Source organism: Mycobacterium marseillense, assembly GCF_010731675.1.
Lineage (GTDB): Bacteria > Actinomycetota > Actinomycetes > Mycobacteriales > Mycobacteriaceae > Mycobacterium > Mycobacterium marseillense.
In genome coordinates this window covers 1854678-1871677 of sequence record NZ_AP022584.1, presented here as the reverse complement: position 1 = coordinate 1871677, position 17000 = coordinate 1854678, and the positions used below count along the sequence as shown (strand labels likewise).

Annotated in this window: 17 protein-coding genes, 2 pseudogenes and 1 riboswitch; of the genes and pseudogenes, 12 read left to right on the top strand and 7 right to left on the bottom strand. The window is 64.1% G+C overall.

Annotated features, from left to right (window positions below; all coding sequences use genetic code 11):
- The first annotated feature begins 211 nt into the window (after positions 1–211).
- Positions 212–520: a hypothetical protein gene (locus tag G6N26_RS08040; RefSeq protein ID WP_014712370.1), complete on the top strand. Its 309-nt coding sequence runs from the start codon at positions 212–214 to the stop codon at positions 518–520.
- Between the two features lie 23 nt (positions 521–543).
- Entirely contained in the window at positions 544–1257 is a 714-nt protein-coding gene (locus G6N26_RS08035; protein WP_014712369.1) for a hypothetical protein, read from the top strand.
- 50 nt (positions 1258–1307) lie between these two features.
- On the opposite strand, the gene G6N26_RS08030 is transcribed toward G6N26_RS08035, so the two are convergent.
- Positions 1308–2450, bottom strand: coding sequence for a PPE family protein (locus G6N26_RS08030; RefSeq protein ID WP_014712368.1), 1143 nt, complete (start codon positions 2448–2450; stop codon positions 1308–1310).
- A 354-nt stretch (positions 2451–2804) separates the two neighbouring features.
- Between G6N26_RS08030 and G6N26_RS08025 the strand changes: the two genes are divergently transcribed.
- The 3 genes and pseudogenes from G6N26_RS08025 to G6N26_RS08015 all read left to right on the top strand — a co-directional run.
- On the top strand, positions 2805–3104 hold the full coding sequence (locus G6N26_RS08025) for a PE family protein (RefSeq protein ID WP_014712367.1): 300 nt from the start codon (positions 2805–2807) through the stop codon (positions 3102–3104).
- Positions 3105–3117: 13 nt separating this feature from the next.
- Positions 3118–4296, top strand: a complete 1179-nt coding sequence (locus G6N26_RS08020) for a PPE family protein (protein WP_041298062.1) — start codon at positions 3118–3120, stop codon at positions 4294–4296.
- Positions 4297–4420: 124 nt separating this feature from the next.
- Positions 4421–4608: pseudogene (locus G6N26_RS08015) on the top strand (hypothetical protein); the annotation flags it as partial.
- 353 nt (positions 4609–4961) lie between these two features.
- Here G6N26_RS08015 and G6N26_RS08010 read toward each other — a convergent pair.
- The 6 genes from G6N26_RS08010 to G6N26_RS07985 form a co-directional block, all read right to left on the bottom strand.
- Complete coding sequence (locus G6N26_RS08010; RefSeq protein WP_014712365.1) at positions 4962–6629, bottom strand: NRAMP family divalent metal transporter; 1668 nt, start codon at positions 6627–6629, stop codon at positions 4962–4964.
- Positions 6630–6660: 31 nt separating this feature from the next.
- Positions 6661–7005 carry a CBS domain-containing protein gene (locus tag G6N26_RS26105; RefSeq protein WP_225520576.1) on the bottom strand — a complete coding sequence of 115 codons (345 nt, stop codon included), beginning with the start codon at positions 7003–7005 and terminating at the stop codon, positions 6661–6663.
- A gap of 338 nt (positions 7006–7343) precedes the next feature.
- A complete protein-coding gene (locus G6N26_RS08000; RefSeq protein WP_014712364.1) occupies positions 7344–7628 on the bottom strand; it encodes a WXG100 family type VII secretion target in 285 nt (94 codons plus the stop codon).
- 28 nt (positions 7629–7656) lie between these two features.
- The gene (locus tag G6N26_RS07995) at positions 7657–7953 is read right to left on the bottom strand and encodes a WXG100 family type VII secretion target (protein WP_014712363.1); all 297 of its coding nucleotides are present in this window, start codon (positions 7951–7953) and stop codon (positions 7657–7659) included.
- A gap of 115 nt (positions 7954–8068) precedes the next feature.
- Positions 8069–9286, bottom strand: a complete 1218-nt coding sequence (locus G6N26_RS07990) for a PPE family protein (protein WP_014712362.1) — start codon at positions 9284–9286, stop codon at positions 8069–8071.
- Between the two features lie 14 nt (positions 9287–9300).
- Positions 9301–9600: a PE family protein gene (locus G6N26_RS07985; RefSeq protein ID WP_014712361.1), complete on the bottom strand. Its 300-nt coding sequence runs from the start codon at positions 9598–9600 to the stop codon at positions 9301–9303.
- 290 nt (positions 9601–9890) lie between these two features.
- Positions 9891–10061, bottom strand: a riboswitch (M-box (ykoK) riboswitch).
- Positions 10062–10641: 580 nt separating this feature from the next.
- Between G6N26_RS07985 and lpqS (G6N26_RS26655) the strand changes: the two genes are divergently transcribed.
- The 7 genes and pseudogenes from lpqS (G6N26_RS26655) (at position 10642) to G6N26_RS07955 (ending at position 16989) form a co-directional block, all read left to right on the top strand.
- Positions 10642–11082, top strand: coding sequence for a putative copper homeostasis (lipo)protein LpqS (lpqS, locus tag G6N26_RS26655; protein ID WP_460015507.1), 441 nt, complete (start codon positions 10642–10644; stop codon positions 11080–11082).
- Positions 11083–11177: 95 nt separating this feature from the next.
- Positions 11178–12626 carry a pyridoxal-phosphate dependent enzyme gene (locus tag G6N26_RS07980; protein WP_081490133.1) on the top strand — a complete coding sequence of 483 codons (1449 nt, stop codon included), beginning with the start codon at positions 11178–11180 and terminating at the stop codon, positions 12624–12626.
- 40 nt (positions 12627–12666) lie between these two features.
- Entirely contained in the window at positions 12667–13698 is a 1032-nt protein-coding gene (locus G6N26_RS07975; RefSeq protein ID WP_014712359.1) for a cation diffusion facilitator family transporter, read from the top strand.
- Positions 13637–14149, top strand: coding sequence for a putative copper homeostasis (lipo)protein LpqS (lpqS, locus tag G6N26_RS26650; protein ID WP_462931612.1), 513 nt, complete (start codon positions 13637–13639; stop codon positions 14147–14149). Before G6N26_RS07975 ends, lpqS (G6N26_RS26650) begins: the two co-directional genes overlap by 62 nt.
- Positions 14150–14259: 110 nt before the next feature.
- Positions 14260–15405: a PLP-dependent cysteine synthase family protein gene (locus tag G6N26_RS07965; RefSeq protein WP_170296246.1), complete on the top strand. Its 1146-nt coding sequence runs from the start codon at positions 14260–14262 to the stop codon at positions 15403–15405.
- A complete protein-coding gene (locus G6N26_RS07960; RefSeq protein ID WP_014712356.1) occupies positions 15402–16697 on the top strand; it encodes an MFS transporter in 1296 nt (431 codons plus the stop codon). Before G6N26_RS07965 ends, G6N26_RS07960 begins: the two co-directional genes overlap by 4 nt.
- A pseudogene (locus G6N26_RS07955) lies at positions 16694–16989 on the top strand (PE family protein). Before G6N26_RS07960 ends, G6N26_RS07955 begins: the two are co-directional and overlap by 4 nt.
- Positions 16990–17000: the final 11 nt, after the last annotated feature.

The window sequence follows — 17000 nt, the reverse complement described above, 5'->3', positions numbered from 1 at the left end:
GGGGCTTCGGCGGCGGCATGGTCGCGTAGTCGGTAGGACACTCGCGGTCGATGTTGATGACCGCCGAGCGGTGCAGCAGGCGGCGGCATCGACGTCGAAATCAGGCAGGGTGGCTAAGGCTGGCAGGCAGGCGAACCGCAATCGCCCCGCCACATTGGCGTGGTCGCGTTTCTTTTGCGAGGTCCGTCGTACGACGCTATCGTCCCTGATTGTGGACGACAGTGCGAAGGACCCGGCGGTGGTGCTTCCGTATCTGGTCGGGCGGCCCTTGGCGGCTACCGAGGTCTACGAAGCGTTCGGCTACCGCAAGTCCGCGTACTACAAGGCGGCTCGTGAGGGCAGGCTAATCACCGCGGACAACCTGATTAGGGCGGCCAAGTATTTGGGGTTGAACCCGGTTGACCTGCAGGTTCGCTTCGGTTTGATCGACTCCGACTCGGTTACCGAGTATGTGGAGTCCCAGGCCGGGCCGCCCCGGCTGCGTGATCTTCGCCCCGATCCCAACAGTCCGCCCGTCTGAGCGGCACTGCCGGGACCGTTTGAATGATCAAGACCGCACTCATCATCGTCACCCTGGCGGCCCTGATGTGCAGCCTGTGGATCCGGCGCGACACCTGGCGCTCCCGGTGGGAGGCCGGCGCCACCCGCAACATCGCCCTGCACGGTTGCGCCGTGCTGTTGATGTCGCATTGGGCCGCGGCCGCGCTCGGGCCGCCACTGCATCGCGTCTTGGGGCTGTGGAACATACAACATCTGCTCGGTCACATCTGCTGGATCTTCGCGGTGACGGCCATTATTCGGCACGGGCTCATCCGCCTCGTCGACGAAACCTACGAGCGCGAACTATTTCGCAAGCACGTCACGCGCCCGCTGCGGCTTGCGGTTCCGCTGCTGGTGGCGCTGTTCATCATCGCCGACGAAGGCCATCACCTCGACTTCTTCGCGGCCCCCGCCGACTTCTGGCTGCTGGCTTACTGGCTGGTCCTGGGCGCCCTGATGATCTATCTACTCTCCTACGCCGGGCGAATCCTTTTGATCCTGCGGACGGATCCCCGCTCAACGACGACCGTCGACCTCTATCTGATCTCGGCGGGATTCGGGGCGGCGGCCAGCGTGATCCAAATTGGAACCGCGTGGGCGGGCACCGACATCGCCTTGCCCGTCTGGTTGTGCGCCTGCCTGAGCGCCATCGGTTTCGCCTACGGATCCGCCCGATCTTGGCAAGCCAAGGTCGCCTGGTTCACGTCCGGCAAATAGGCCCACACCACGCGTTCGGCGCCCCTCGACCAGCGCGGGACCCTGGGCGTCTATCCGCCGACGACGTGGCGTGCCACCACCATCGGACGGAACCCGTACCGCTGTCCGACGATCTTGCCGCCGGCACCCCGGCCCGCGCCCGTCAGCGGCATGCCGCGGAGCAAACCCCCTGCTTTGGCCTCGGAGCCGGCGCTGACGGTGCTGACCGCGGGCGGCGCTGTTTCTGCGCTTGTCGCCGGTGCCGCGGCGGCCCAACTCTGGGGCACCGACAAGTGGCCGACGGTGCCCGCCCTGCCCAGACCCGCCGACACAGACGCGCCCGAGGGCGTCGGGCCACCGCCGAGGGTTCCACCCACACCGCGCAAGGTGGCTGCGGCCGCCGCGGCCTGAGTTCCTTTGCTGACGGCGGCCGGCCTCCCACCTAGCCAGAGCTTCATAAAGTGGTCATAGTCGCCCAGTTGGTAATATAGGATGCCAAGGTCGCTGGTATACATTTTTACCCAGTCTTTCCAGGCCACCGGTTTGGACGATCCGGATGACGTAGTCGATGCATTCAGTAATCCGGTCGAGACTGATTTGAGGTTTGCTAGCCCGGAGATGGACGCGCTGGGTTGTGCACTTGTATCGGCGGCGTGGGCGACGGCGGCGGCTTGACCGGCCTGGCCCGCCGGGTTGGTGGTCGGCGGCGACTGATCGAAGGTGGGCAGTGCTGAGGCGCCGGCCGACGCCGCGGCGTAGCCATACATCGCCGCCGCGTCCTGGGCCCACATCTCGGCGTACTGGGCCTCGGTAGCCGCAATCGCCGGCAAATTCTGGCCGAAGAAGTTCGTCGCGATCAACGTCATCAGTTGCGCGCGGTTGGCCGCGATCACCGGCGGCGGAACCGTCATCGCGAACGCCGCCTCGTACGCTCCCACAGCGGCCTTCGCCTGGACGGCCGTCTGCTCGGCCTGCGCAGCCGTCGCAGTCAGCCACGCGGTATACGGGGCCGAAGCGCTGGCCATCGTCGCCGACGCCGGACCCCTCCACACGCCGGTGAGCTCGGCGATCAACGAACTGTAGGAGGCGGCCGCGCTGTACAGATCGATGGCCACCCCATCCCAGGCTGCCGCCGCGGCCAGCATCGGCCCCGAACCCGCGCCGACATACATCCGCCCGGAGTTGACCTCCGGCGGAAGCGCCCCGTAATCCACTAAGTGGTCCCCTCGGCTTGTCGACGGCTGTCGCACGCACACCAACGCCGCCCGAAACTGTGGTCAGATACGTGTGCGTGGCTACCGTCCAGCGCAGCCGACACCGTCGGCGAGGAAGTCACGAACGCGAAGCCGTTCGTCGACCGCGGCCGCCATCTCTCATGAGTGGACGATGATGCACATATATGATTCTAAGAACATATATGTACGCGACAGTTCACGACTCTGAACTGAATCTAACTGACGATGAACATTAGTCTTTGGCAATACACTATTGATCGCGCAGCACTTAACCTCGCTGGGGAGCGGCTTTAGCGGCCGCTGAAACGAGATCCAGCGAGGAGAGAGATCACAGTGTCGTTCGTGACCACCCAACCCGAAGTGTTATCCGCAGCAGCCAGCAAATTGGCCGTGATCGGTTCGGCGCTGGCCGCGCAGAATGCCGCGGCATCGGCGCCGACGACGGGCGTGGTTCCCGCGGCGGCCGACGAGGTTTCGGTCCTGATCGCGGCGCAGTTCGCCACGCACGCCCAGATGTATCAGACCGTCTGCGCCCAAGCCACGATGATTCACGACAGCTTCGTGAAAATGCTGCACCTCGGCGCCGGTTCCTATGCGGCCACCGAAGCCATCAACGCCGCCGCGGCCAGCTAAGGAGGCTGACTACGTGCTGGATTTCGGAGCACTACCCCCTGAATTCAATTCTGCGCGCATGTATTCCGGCCCCGGTTCGGCATCGATGATGGCCGCGGCATGGGCATGGAACATGCTGGCCGCCGAGCTGGACTCCGCAGCCACCGCCTACGACACCGTCATCACACAACTGACCAGCGAAGGGTGGATGGGCCCGGCATCAGCCCAAATGGCCGAGGCCGCCCAACCCTATCTGGTATGGATGCGGACCAGCGCCGCGCAAGCCGAACAGGCCGCCACATCAGCCAGAGCCGCGGCGGGCGCTTACGAGACCGCGTTCGCCGCCACGGTGCCCCCACCACTGATCGAAACGAACCGCACCCTGCTCGCCCAGGCGATCTCCACCAATGTCCTCGGCCAAAACATCCCACTGATCACCCAACTCGAGGCCCAATACGGCGAAATGTGGGCCCAAGACGCCGCCACGATGTACGGCTACGCCGCCCACACCGCACCCACTGCCGAAGTCACGCCATTCACCGAGCCGGCCCAAACCACCAACCCCGCCGGACAGGCCATGCAGGGCGCCGCGGTCACCCGAGCCGCCGGCACACCGGCCGGCACGAGCACGCAGGCTACGCAGTCGCAACTGTTATCCTCCACACCCTCCGCACTGCAAAGCCTCGCATCACCTAGCTCATCAACCGCATCCACAACACCGATCTCAGACGCGTTAAAACAGAACGAATTCGTGAGCCTGTGGTCCCAATATGCCAGCCCCACCCAAAACACCCTCGCAATGATGTATCGCGCTACCGGCATGACAACGCACTTTCAATCACTCGGCAAGGCACTAGCACCCGCCGCCAAAGCCGCCAGCGAGGGAGCCAAAGCCGCCGCGGCCCTGCCCACCGTCGGCGCCTCGCTGCGCGGCCTGACCGGTGGCGGCGGCGCCATCTCGGCAACTTTGGCTTCCGCCGCACCGGTCGGTGGGCTGTCCGTACCGCCCGCGTGGTCCGCCGCGCCCCCGGCGGTCACGTCGGGGGCATCGTCGATTCCGGTCAGCCGCTTCATCACCACCCCGGACACATCAGCGCCCGGAAACCTGCTCGGCGGCATGCCGCTGGCGGGTATCGGCGGAAGTTCGGGCGGCACCGGTCCGCGCTACGGGATCCGCCCGACGGTGATGGCGCGCCCCCCGTTTGCCGGATAACGCGACGACGTCCCAACCATTTGCGCCGAGATCCAGTTCAGCGCAACGCCGTTCGAGTGGCCCACGGACACCGCGCCGCTTTTTGAGCGCGGCTGGGCCATCCGTGTCCGCGGACACTTCCCGCTTCCCGACCAAGCAGGCTGCACTCGAATACCTCTACTTAATCACGCGGTCACTGCACCTGACCGGGACGGGACAGAAGCGATGGACATGCGTTCAAGATTGGCAGTGAACGCCTTCGCGATCTGCTTCGCCGACCGCATGCCGGAAAGTGAAACACCTACCGAAGATGCCGCTTACACCGTAATCTGACGGACCCCGATGGGCCGGCCCCAGGATGTCTAAGCGGCATCCCAGCAATGCCATCGATCGCGACCCGCCGGCGAGGAATCTTCAGATGTTTCCCACCGCTCAAGCCTGCGCGTTCATTGGCGGGGCGCTCGCGGTCCAGCTTGGACGGCACCGACAACTGTTCGATCGAGCCCGCTCAGCCGACACGCGCCAAGGTCTTGTTGCCCAGACCTGGTTGCGCGGCGACAGAGTTAGCAAGCAGGTCTGCTCGGTGAAGCTGCGGTCACAAGTGCGTGGGAGGGCGTTTGGGTGAAGTTCACTCGCGCTGGCGAGGCCACTAAGTGAGCTGCTGCGTCCGACGCGCACGGTCGTCGTCAGGTGCTACCGAGTTGGATGGCTTTGGCCACGAGCAAAATCGCCCCGACTACGAGGTAGCCACGCAAGGCCAGCATGCCTAGCCGAGTTCCGGCCGACCAGGACACCGGTTTCAACGAGGTCAACGGCGGCATTCGCCAGGTGGCCCGTTGGGCTGTGGCCAGGTCAAAGGGGGGCTGGTCAGGCCATTGTTGTTTCGGGCGCTGGCGACCATACCACCGCAGCACACCGAAAACGGTTGCGGCGCATAGGGCGATACCGACGGTGAGGTCGGCGGCGAGTGAGACGATGTCGAGGCGGGGGAATACGGTCGTGGCCATGAGTATGCCCGAGAGTAGCAACAGCACGCTGACGATGAGCCCTGACGTTACGTTGAGCCACGGCCGGTTCACCCACGGGCCTAAGACTTCCCGGTCGTTGCACAACAGCACCAAAAAGACAGTCGCGCTGGGCAGCAGCAACCCGGCCAGCGCTTGCACGCCGGTCGTGATCAACCCCAACGGCGCCCCGGGGATTAGCACGATCGCTGCGGCGATCACGACCATTCCGGTGTAGGACAGGTAGAATGGCTTGGCGTCACCGAAGCCACGGTGCAGGGAATGCTTGAGCCCGAGTACATCCCCGAAGGCATAGCTGCTGGCCAGGGTCACCGCAGCCGCCCCAATGATGGAGGCGTCGAGCAACACGATCGCGAACACCGACCCGAGGGTGGTGTTGATTTGGCCGAGCAGGTGCGCAACCGTGCCGGCGTCGGCGAAGCGCCCACGGCTGTTGGTGGCCCGCGCGGCCCAGTCGCCGGTCATGATCAACGCCGCCGCACCGATCACCACGACGAAGGCACCCAGTGTGGTGTCGGCGCGCTCGTAGCCGATGAAACGCGGCGTGATGCGCTTGTCGACAATGTTGGACTGCTGAAAGAACAGCTGCCACGGGGCCACCGTGGTGCCGACCATCGCGATGATCAACAGCACCGCGTCCGAGGTGACTCCGCCACGCATGCCCGGGATGACAAACGATTTGGCGGCGCGCCCCGCATCTGGATGGGACATCAACAACATTGGGATTTGCAGCAGCGTGATCGCGATGAACGCGAGCATCGCGCGTTCCCAGCGCTGGAAGCTGCCGGTGGCCATGATGGTGATCAGCGCGATCGCGGCCAGCGGGACGACCACATATCGGGGGATGCCGATGTAGTCGGCCGCCAGGGTGATGCCAATGAATTCGGTGACCAGGGTCAGAAAGTTCAGCAGGAACAGGTCACCCACGGAAAACCAGCCCCAGCCGCGGCCGAACCGCTCATTGATCAACCGCGCGTGTCCGACCCCGGTGACCGCACCGAGCCGGACCACCATCTCCTGGTTAACAATCAGCACCGGGATCAACAACACCAGCACCCACAGCAGGCTGTAGCCGTAGTTCTGTCCGGCCTGCACGTAGGTCGAGACGCCTCCGGCGTCGTTGTCGCCGACCATCACGATCAAGCCGGGCCCGATGATCGCCAGCATGGTGGCTAGGCGGATTTTCAGGCTACGCGGACGGGCGGTGTCGCCGAGGCCGATTCGGCCCAGCGCACCTTCGATGTCGCCGACGTGTGCGCTGTCCAGCACCGCGGTGCCGTGCGGCGCCGCCAACACTGTGTCGGAAGTGGGGCGGTCCAAGAGTGTCATAGCCAGTCTCCTTCTTCGCTGCTCATCGAGGTCAGGTCTTCGCGAACCAGGCGTGGCCCGGGCGCTCGCTAGCGCCAGTCGTCGGGAATGGTGGCCTGAGCACGGCATCGACGGTCACCACCCCCAGCGCCTGACCCTCGTCATCGACGACCGAAATGGTGTGTAAGTTGTAGTCGGCTATCAATACCGCGGCATCGATCAGATCGGCATCGGGAGTCACCAAGATGGGATTCGAATCCATCAGTGTCGCAACCGCATCCGCAATGTTCGATTGCAAAGTGCGATCACTGAGACCACGCCGGCCAGCCGCCCGCACTCGTGGAGGACGTGCAGCTGCAGACGCCCATGTTTCGCAGGAGACGATGTCGAGGTTCATCAAACGGCCTGCGCTGTGCGGGTTTGAATCCCAACAAGGGCGATCACCGTGGGAGCGCTGGGGTGCGGGCATCAATTCCAGAACACGGCGCCGGGTGGGACTGGCGCAAAATGAAGGCCGCGTCGTCGGCGTCGTCGGCACGGATCCGGGCGAGCAACGCGGCGACCTCGTGGGAGGGCGGGCAACGTGGCCGCCGGGTGTCTTCAGCAGTCCGAGCAGGCGGAGCGGTCGTCGGATCTCGGTCGCCGGTTTGTTCATGGATCTCTCCTTGGCGCAACGTGTAAATCAGTGGTGGGTGGTGTAGCACGGGAGCGGCAATACGGCTGCCGCGCTTGGGGTTAGGACCAGCTGGAGCCCACGGCGCTGTCGGTGTTGGCCATGTGGGAACCGGCCGTTTGTACTTTGGAGCCGTGAGCGTTGGCCTGCTCGTAGATCACCTGGAAGTTGCGGCCCAATTGGGTGATGAACTCCTGGCAGGCCAGTGAGCCCGCGCCGCCCCAGAAGTCGCCGGCGGCAAGCACATCGCGAATGATGGCCTGATGCTCAGCCTCTAGGGTGGCGGCTTGGGTGCGGATCAGCGCACCGTGGGCGTCGACGTCGCCGAACTGGTAGTTGATCGTCATCGGTGTTCTCCTCACGGGTGCAAAGCGGTTAGTTGCCCAGGATCTGCTGAGAGGCCTGTTCTTGGTCCTCGTAGTTGCTGGCGTCACGAATCAGGTTGTCGCGCACCCCGTGCAGCATGGTGACGATATTGCGAAAGGCGGTGTTCATCTGGCTCACGGTGTCGTAGGAGGTGGCTTGAGCGCTACCGCTCCAGCCGGCGCCGGCGATGTTTTGCGAGGACGCCCAGATCTTGCGGGCCTCGTCCTCCACGGTTCGGGCGTGCACTTCGAAACGCCCTGCCATCGAGCGCATCTCGTGCGGGTCGGTCGTAAAACGCGTAGTCATCTGAATGTCTCCTTATCTAGAAATCATCGAGTGCCACATAAGCGGTGAATCGTGGCCGAACTGCTTATGCGGTTGGGGCCGTCGAACTGAGGCTCGCAGCCGATCCCCGTATCTGCTATCCGGCGATGGGTGAGCGGGCCATTACGGTGAGCCGGAGCCCGTATTTGGGAGCACTGGCTATGTGGCTTCCGGCCGTGTTCGCCATCGGCATGCCGGGCATCATGGGTATCACACCTGCCGGAGCCGCGGTGAGGGGCGTGCCGCCCAGCCCTGAGGCAAGAGAGCTCGGGGGTGGGGCTAGGGCGGTCCAGCTCGCGGGCACCGATAACGGGCCGATTGATGCGGCTTGACCCAGGGCCGCCGATGCGCCGCCGCCAGAGCCCAGGCTCGCCAGACCCAATAGGCCTCCGAGGGGGCCGGTTGTGACAGCTTCTCCGATCGCGTTTCCCGCCGCGCCCCCGGCTGCGCCGGCGCCCAGCAAACTCGTGAAGGCACCCAATGTGTTACTGGGTGTGTAGAACCCGGACGAGAAGATGGTGTTCCAGATGTTCGCGTTGGGCCCCCACTGGTTCCAGAAGTCGTCGAGCTGCGGATTCCCAGACCCAGACTGAGGCAGTTGGCCAAGGATTTCCGAAAGTCCCGACGTCGACGACGAAGACGACGCGGGTGCCGCGAGGCTCTGCAACTTTGTGGGTACCGTGGAGGTCAGCTGTGACAGTGCAGTCTGCGTGCTCGTGCCTGTCGAGGTAGCAGTGGCCTGGCTGACCGCCGCGGCCTGCCCGGTCAGCCCCGCCGCATTGGTTGTCTGTTGTGGACCGGTGAATGGCGTCACCTTCGAGGCGGCCGCCGAAGCGGCGGCGTAGCCGTACATTGCGGCAGCGTCCTGGGCCCACATTTCGCCGTAGTGAGCCTCGGTGGTCGCGATCGCCGGCGTGTTCTGCCCCAAAACGTTGGTCGCGACCAACGCGCTCAAAAGGCTACGATTGGCCGCGATGACCGGTGGGGGCACCGTCATCGAGTACGCGGTCTCATAGGCATCCGCGGCTGCGGTGGCCTGGGTGGCGGTTTGTTCAGCCTGCATCCCGGTCGTGTTCATCCAGGCGACAAGAGGTGCTGCGGCGGCCGCCATCGATATCGATGCCGGGCCGCGCCAGCCTTCGCTGGTCAATCCTGAGATCGTCGAGCTGTAGGAGGTTGCCGCCGAACGCAATTCAGCGGCCAGCGTGTCCCAGGCGGCGGCGGCGCTAAGCATCGGCGCTGAGCCCGCGCCGGAATACATTCTTGCGGAATTGATTTCCGGCGGCAACGCGCCGAAATCGATCATGACAGTCATTGGACACACTTCCTTTAGCCGGCCGCGGTCGTGTTGAGGGCCTCGGTGGCGGCGTACGAAACGGCGCTGGCCGCTAAGGTCCGCACGAACAGGTCAGAAACTGCTGCGGCTTGTGCGCTCACCACTTGATACAGCTGCGCGTGCGCAACGAACTGGGTCGCGGTGAGCGCCGAAACCTCATCGGCCGCTGCAGGAATCACGCCTGTCGTAGGCGTAGATGCGGCCGCGTTCTGGGCGGCGAGCCCTAAGCCGATATTGCGCAAATCATTGGCCGTTGCCGCCAGTATTTCTGGTTGTGCGGTCACAAAAGACATCGGACTTCTCCTCAAGGGAATGCAGATTAAGGCTGCGGCTGTGGTCGTGTCAGGGCACGCCACAACAACACGCGTCCACGAAGCGGACGCGGGCGAGTGTTAACCGAAGCGGCGCAAGCCGATTCAGATAGTGGAAACGGTGCCTGGGCCGGATCCGAACGAAATGCTCATCGGACTCGGATAGGGACTATCACCGCGATTCATCTCGCTCTCACCTCCTCACGGCCAGGGCACACGGGGGTGCCAACAGTCGCACACCGGGGTAAGGCGACCCGGCGATTCAGCCGGGCGCGGCACCCCTCTCGTCAGAGCTTTGGCACCACACGGCGTATCCGGTTGAGCCGGAAGCCACTTGGGCTCAACCCTTAAGCCGGGAAGAGCTGTCCTGACCCGGGGCGTCTCTCGACGTTCGAGGTCAGTGGCCTATATCCGTGCAGACGCCTCACCTACCGAGGTTTATGCGAACGTTATCTTCGCAGTCAAGGCGGCACCAGTCAACCCGGCGCGTTGACTCACCAACAATGCCCGCGTGCCCCCTTCGTTGTCCCAAAGAGAAATGCTGCCCGCGAAGTGGCGTGTTGAAGCGGCGAAACCGGTGCGGCGCAGCAGGCCCAGACGATGGGATTGACGGTGGGTGAACGCCAGCGTTGCACCGGGGCCTTTACTAGGCCGTGCTGGACATGCCGGCTGGCATGTGGCTGGCGCCGATGCTGGGTGAGCTGGTGAGGATCTTGCGGCGGTTCGGCGCACTGGACATTGATGGCGACACCGGGGGCGCTGCTGTGACCGCGCCATATCGTCGGCCATCGATTGCCGTGTGGCGCCCGAAGGCGAGAAGTACGAATTGACGGACCGTTGACGCAACCGAACCGAGATCATGCAAAGCAGCCAAACCGGCGCGGGTTAACGCTCGATCTGGTTCGTTAAGTGAGCTGGTGGTGAGCAAGCGCTGAACGAGTCGTGTCAAGTCGGGAACATATTGTCCCAGCAAGGCTTTTGCCGACGACATCGTTCCCGTGCGGTGCTAGCTTCGGGGTTGTTATGAGAATCGACGTTGCCGATCCGACAATGCCGCGATCCCGTTTGGTCGCGGTAACAGCCGCAGTATGGTTGATATTGTGGATGGTAATCGGTGGCGCACACCACCACGAAAGTAGAACTAACTCAACGGATCTGGAAATCGTTGCCGGTGAAGCGGCAACTTCGCTTGAATCGTCGCAAGTGGTCAGGGATCAGCTACCCCCAGACCATGCACACGCAAGAAGAGATTCGTCGACACACCACCACGACCAGTTCATGGCCGTCGCCTTGACACCGTCCGTGGCCGCGTTGGCGAGTTTCGGCGCCGCAGTCAGCCCAGTTGGGGGGGCGGGGTGGTTGGCTTATCCCGCGGCGGCGCCGGGGCGGGGTCCGCCCACTGTGCTTGCAGTGCGTTGCGCCGGTCGAGATCTGTTGACTCGGCTCTGCTTGTCTCGTCGCTGATCAGTCACCGTCAGGCCGCTGCGCTTCGCGTCGCCGGCCGGTGAACGCTTCTTACCAATTGTCGCGCCTCGCGCGTTGATGGAAGTGACGATCAAATGACTGACGTTGTTCGCACTGACAATAATCTTGCAAAAGGTCCACCTCTTACCGCCATCGGGGCGCTTCTACTGGCCGCGCAGGCCTGCCACCTATGGGCGCCTGGTGTCTTGGTGGGACACGCTTTGGTGCTGAAGATCTCGGCGTCCCAGAGCATTCCGGACCGCGGTTTCTGGGCGAAGCTTGAGTGCTTTAACCCAGGTGGCAGCATGAAGGAAGTCCTTGCCACGCACATGGTCGATAAGGCGCGCGCCCGCGGCGGGTTGCTGTCTGAAGCGCGGACCGCGGAGTTCACCGGCGGCAGACTAGGTTTGGGACTGGTTCTAGCGGGCCAGGTGTGCGTGGGTCCGGTAGCGGTTGTCATCGATACCGGGATGATGGGACCGACCATTCGCCGGATGCTTGCTGCCTACGGCGCCGACGTTGTCCTCGTCGACGCACTGCGCCCGGTTGGTGGATGGGAGCAAGCCCGCAAAGATCGGGTCGTGCAGTCGTTGGCCACCGAACACGGTGCATGGATTCCGTTTCAGTACACCAACTTTGACAACGTTGTCGATTATCAATCGTTGGATTTTGGATTGCTCGTCCAGCTCGGTGGAATCGATGCGGTGGTGTGCCCGGTGGCTGCCGGCAGCTATTCGGCAGGAATTGCGCGATTGCTACTTCAGCAGAGCGAGCAGGCGCCGAGATCTACATCGGTTGTGCAGGATTGGCGGATCGTCCTAGCCAACCGGTCTTTGCTGCTCTTCGCCGCGATGATAGGTTCGTATGTAGTGACCTTTCAGGGCCACCTTGCCCTGCCTCTGCAAGTGGCGGCACCGACACTGTGGTTCCAAAGCTGTTTTGTCACCGTCGTGTTCGCCATTTCAGGTGTGGTGGTCGTTGCCGGCCAGTTGCGCATCGCGCGATGGTTCTTCGACGGGTGGGGTTGTCGGGGTAGCTTGAGTGCCGGTCTAGTTATCCTGGCTGTGTCGTATGTGCCGCTGATCCTCCTGCCCGACGGTGGGGGCTTAGGGTCACGGGCGGCCGTCGATGCAGTTGCAGTCTTCGCGGCGCTGCTTGCGCTCGGATCCGCCGCGGCGATCCCGTTCAAAATGGATACTGTAAATGCTTTCACCGGTAGCCGTTTACTGGCAACACTTTACCGGCTCTACAACCCCGTCGTCGCAATCAGAACCTTGATCTGCAATTTGGGACAGAGGCGATCGTCGGCGCAGCGGTACGTCGCGGTCACGCCGAAAAACTCTGCACTGCATGATTCTTCGTTAGCGGCTCCACAACACTTGCGCTCAAACGAACATTATTCCGAAAAAGGGTCACGAAACCGTGATCATCTGAACCAGAACAATGGCCTTAAGCCTGCATCACGGCGTAGTCAACACCGAGGAAAGAAAGAGGCGCAACTCATATGGGAAAACGAACCGGAATGTCCGACAGATCAAGTCTAGCCGGGGATCTAGCCCCTAGCCGCCCGCCGAGGATGCGACCATGAGCGGGCACAGCCACGCCCACGGGCATGGGCACACAACCGATGCTGACCGGCGGTGGCTAGCCGGCGCCCTGGCGGTGATCACAGCATTCATGGTCGGCGAAGTAACGGTAGGAATCGTTGCACGATCCCTCGCACTGATCTCGGACGCGGCGCACATGCTTACCGACGCGGCCTCAATCGCTTTGGCGCTATGGGCTATCGGGCTGGCAGCACGACCGGCGGCGGGCCGAATGACCTACGGCTGGCGACGGGCGGAAATCTTGTCTGCGCTGGGCAACGGCCTGACTTTACTAGTATTGGCGGGCTGGCTGGCCTACGAGGCGGCCCGTCGGCTAATCGACCCGCCGCCGGTCACCGGCAGGCTGGTGCTGATAACGGCACTGGTCGGGGTCGTGGTGAACGTGGCCGCGACGTGGATGATCAGCCGCGCTAATCGCTCCAGCCTCAACGTCGAGGGCGCTTTCCAGCACATCCTCAACGACCTGTTCGCTTTCATCGCAACCGCAGTCGCCGGCTTGGTGATGGTGTTCACCGGGTTTGCGCGCGCCGATGCCATCGCCACGCTGGTCGTGGTGGTGTTGATGGCAAAGGCTGGAACGGGATTGGTGCGTGCCGCAAGTCTGGTCCTCCTGGAGGCCGCGCCTCGCGGGGTCGAGCCCGAAAAGATTGGCCAGGCGATGGCGACATGCGACGCGGTGGTCGAAGTTCACGACCTGCATGTTTGGGAAATAACGTTAGGGCAAACAGCGCTTTCAGCGCACGTCATCGTGGATGAGGACCGCGATTGCCATGAAACCCGGGCCGAGTTAGCGGAGTTGCTCGCGCACTCGCACGGGATTTCACACATCACCCTGCAGCTTGAGCACCAAAAGTCAGGCCGCCCCGACGAACACGGTTTCGCGGGCGCATGCGCGCATTGCGCAGACCCGCACGGTCCCACGCACCGCTCCGCTAACCAGCAGGCCCATGATCCCGAGTCGGACACAGGCGGCATGGCCTCCTCGTCGTTATCGCATATTCGCGGTTAGAGATTGGGTTGTTGTGCGGTTGGCCAGCGCTAGCGGGGCGCCACGGATCCGGTCTGTGGTGGCGGTGGGGGCTGCGGTGTGGTTGGCGATGTGGGGGGTTTTGATTGGCGCCCACAGTGTAAACACGCATTCGCAGTCTTCGGTGGTGCACCTAGCACCCGCGATGCTGGCCTCCGCAAGTGGTGGTGGTCAGCCCACTCTCAGCGTCGATCATCTGCATGTGGGCAAGGGCTTGGCGGGCGACCATCCTGAGCGGTTCACCGCGGCGGTGTTGCCGCGCTCGGGCGCTGTGGTGGCTGCGTTGATCGCGCTGGGCGTGGTGGCGGCCGTTGCGGTGACCGGTGGGTTGGCCCGGTTTGGGGTGCCCGCCGGGCGCGGCCCACCGCGCGCCCCGGTTTTTTCTGTTATCGGTCAAGAGGTTTTGATCCGGTTCTGCTTGTCTCGTCGCTGACTGGTCAGCGTCAGGTCGTTTCTGCCCTTTGTGGCGAGCGGCCGGTGACCGCTGACCCATGTCAAGTGCCGCGTTCTGGTTCGCGGCTTCGCAGGAAAGCGACAAATCTGATGACCGAAGTTCGTTCCTTTAGCGACACGTGTCTTCACTCCCTGGCAACGCCGAAGATTCTCGAGCCGCGTGAGTGCGGCCAACTTGCCCCGGCCACTTCCCGGCGGCCCGCCGCCCTGGTGGGCAACACTCCGGTGCTGCGGGTCTCGGCGCCGCTGAGCCCGCCCGGTCGCGGGTTTTGGGCCAAGCTGGAGGGGTTCAATCCCGGCGGCAGCATGAAAGACCGCCCGGCCCTGCACATGGTCGAAGCCGCCCGGGCCCGCGGCGAACTCACACCCGGGGCCCGCATCGTGGAATCCACCAGCGGCAGCCTCGGATTAGGCCTAGCGCTGGCCGGCCAAGCCTACGGGCACCCGGTCACCGTAGTCACCGACACCGGCATGGAACCCATCGTGCGCCACATGCTGGCCGCCTACGGCGCCCAGGTCGACCTGGTCACCGAACCCCACCCCATCGGCGGCTGGCAACAAGCCCGCAAAGACCGCGTCGCCCAAGTTCTGGCCGACCACCCCGGCTCCTGGTGCCCCGACCAATACAGCAACCCCGACAACATCACCGGCTACCAATCACTGGGATTAGAGCTCATAAATCAGCTCGGCCACGTCGACGTGCTGGTGTGCTCGGTAGGCACCGGCGGACATTCGGCCGGGGTGGCGCGGGTGCTGCGCCAATTCAACCCCGACATGAAACTGATCGGGGTCGACACCATCGGCTCCACCATTTTCGGCCAACCCGCCACCACCCGGCTCATGCGCGGCCTGGGCTCCAGCATCCACCCCGCCAACATCGACTACCACGCCTTCAACGAAGTCCACTGGATCGCCCCACACGAAGCCGTCTGGGCCGCACGCACTTTAGCGGCCAGCCAGTTCGCCAGCGGCGGCTGGAGCGTAGGCGCCGTCGCCCTGGTCGCCGGCTGGGCCGCGCGCACCTACCCCAAAGACACCCGCATCGCCGCGGTCTTCCCCGACGGACCCCAACGCTACTTCGACACCATCTACAACGACGACTACTGCCACCAACACCAGCTGCTGGACTGGCAACCCACCCCCCAACCCACCACCCTCACCGACCCCAACCAACACGTCATCACCTCCTGGACCCGCACCACCACCATCACCAACCCGGCCTTGGTGTTGCGATGAAGGGCTTTATCGCGCGGTTTCGCGGATTCGACGGGCCCAGCCGGGTACTGATGATCAACCAGTTCGGCATCAACATGGGTTTTTACATGCTGATGCCGTATCTGGCGGGGTACCTGGCTGGCCCGCTCGGGCTGGCGGCCTGGGCGGTGGGATTGGTGCTGGGGGTGCGGAATTTCTCGCAGCAGGGGATGTTCATCGTGGGCGGCACGCTGGCCGACCGGCTGGGCTACAAGCCGTTGATCGTGGCTGGATGTCTGTTGCGCACAGGCGGTTTCGCGCTGCTGGTGGTGGCTCAGTCGTTGCCGGCTGTGCTGATCGCCGCGGCGGCGACCGGTTTCGCCGGGGCCTTGTTCAACCCGGCGGTGCGGGCGTATCTGGCCGGTGACGCCGGGGATCGCCGGGTGGAGGCCTTCGCCATGTTCAACCTCTTCTATCAGGCCGGAATCCTGTTGGGTCCGCTGGTCGGACTGGTCCTGGTGGCCGTTGACTTTCAGGTCACGGCGGCGGCAGCGGCGGCCGTTTTCGCAGTGTTGACGGTGGCGCAGCTGTTGGCGTTGCCGCAGCGCGGTGTCGATTCGGCGCCACGGCAGACTTCGTTTCTTCAGGACTGGCGGGTTGTTGCCGGTAACCGGCCGTTCCTGCTCTTCGCGGCGTCGATGATCGGCTCCTACGTGTTGACCTTCCAGGTGTACCTGGCGCTGCCGCTGCAGGCGTCGATGCTGATGCCGCGGTCTGGAAAGGCTTTGGTTGCAGCACTTTTCGTTGTCTCTGGCCTGGTTGCGGTGATCGGACAGCTGCGCATCACCCGTTGGTTCACCAAACGCTGGGGATCTGGACGTAGCCTGGCCATCGGTGTGGCCATCCTGGCGGCCTCGTTTGTGCCGCTGACGGTCGTCCCCGACGGCCATCGGTTCGGTACACCGGCGGCGGTGGGGGCCCTGCTGGTGTCGGCGGCGCTGCTGGCCGTCGGTTCGGCCGCGGTCTTCCCGTTCGAGATGGACACCGTCGTCTCGCTGGCCGGAGGCCGCCTCGTGGCCACCCATTACGGGTTCTACAACACCATCGTCGGACTGGGGATCCTCGTCGGCAACTTGGCCACCGGGTCGATATTCGGTGCGGCACAAGGGCTGAGCGCCGGCGCACTGGTGTGGGGCGGCCTGGTTCTCATCGGCCTCATCGCCGCACTCACCCTGCACCACCTCGACCCCGCCGACCGCGCGGGACCCGCGTTATCTGATGCGGGAGTTCGGTCCTTTTCCATCAGGAAAGGTTTAGCCAGGAGCAGGCCATGATGTTTGTGACTACTCAGCCAGCGGCTCTGACGGCGGCAACAGACAACCTGCAGGGCATCGGCTCGGCGATGAGCGCCGAAAACGCCGCCCCGGCCGCCCCGACGACCGGGGTGGTTCCCGCCGCCGACGAGGTGTCGGCATTGACGGCGTTGCAGTTTGCCGCGCAGGCGCAGATGTACCAGGCCGTCAGCGCCCAAGCTGCGGTGATCAACGAATGTTCGCGAACACCCTTGGCGCCAGCGCTGATTCGTATGCGGGTACCGAAGCCGCCAACGCGGTCGCGACCGGCTAAGCACTCCGAGG

Bases quoted from the DNA above. Each gene is read 5' to 3' on its own strand.
- G6N26_RS08035 (WP_014712369.1), top strand. From the start codon at position 544: ATGATCAAGACCGCACTCATCATCGTCACCCTGGCGGCCCTGATGTGC.
- G6N26_RS08010 (WP_014712365.1), bottom strand. From the start codon at position 6,629: ATGACACTCTTGGACCGCCCCACTTCCGACACAGTGTTGGCGGCGCCG.
- G6N26_RS26105 (WP_225520576.1), bottom strand. From the start codon at position 7,005: ATGAACCTCGACATCGTCTCCTGCGAAACATGGGCGTCTGCAGCTGCA.
- G6N26_RS08000 (WP_014712364.1), bottom strand. From the start codon at position 7,628: ATGACGATCAACTACCAGTTCGGCGACGTCGACGCCCACGGTGCGCTG.
- G6N26_RS07995 (WP_014712363.1), bottom strand. From the start codon at position 7,953: ATGACTACGCGTTTTACGACCGACCCGCACGAGATGCGCTCGATGGCA.
- G6N26_RS07990 (WP_014712362.1), bottom strand. From the start codon at position 9,286: ATGACTGTCATGATCGATTTCGGCGCGTTGCCGCCGGAAATCAATTCC.
- G6N26_RS07985 (WP_014712361.1), bottom strand. From the start codon at position 9,600: ATGTCTTTTGTGACCGCACAACCAGAAATACTGGCGGCAACGGCCAAT.
- lpqS (WP_460015507.1), top strand. From the start codon at position 10,642: ATGAGAATCGACGTTGCCGATCCGACAATGCCGCGATCCCGTTTGGTC.
- G6N26_RS07980 (WP_081490133.1), top strand. From the start codon at position 11,178: ATGACTGACGTTGTTCGCACTGACAATAATCTTGCAAAAGGTCCACCT.
- G6N26_RS07975 (WP_014712359.1), top strand. From the start codon at position 12,667: ATGAGCGGGCACAGCCACGCCCACGGGCATGGGCACACAACCGATGCT.
- lpqS (WP_462931612.1), top strand. From the start codon at position 13,637: ATGATCCCGAGTCGGACACAGGCGGCATGGCCTCCTCGTCGTTATCGC.
- G6N26_RS07965 (WP_170296246.1), top strand. From the start codon at position 14,260: ATGACCGAAGTTCGTTCCTTTAGCGACACGTGTCTTCACTCCCTGGCA.
- G6N26_RS07960 (WP_014712356.1), top strand. From the start codon at position 15,402: ATGAAGGGCTTTATCGCGCGGTTTCGCGGATTCGACGGGCCCAGCCGG.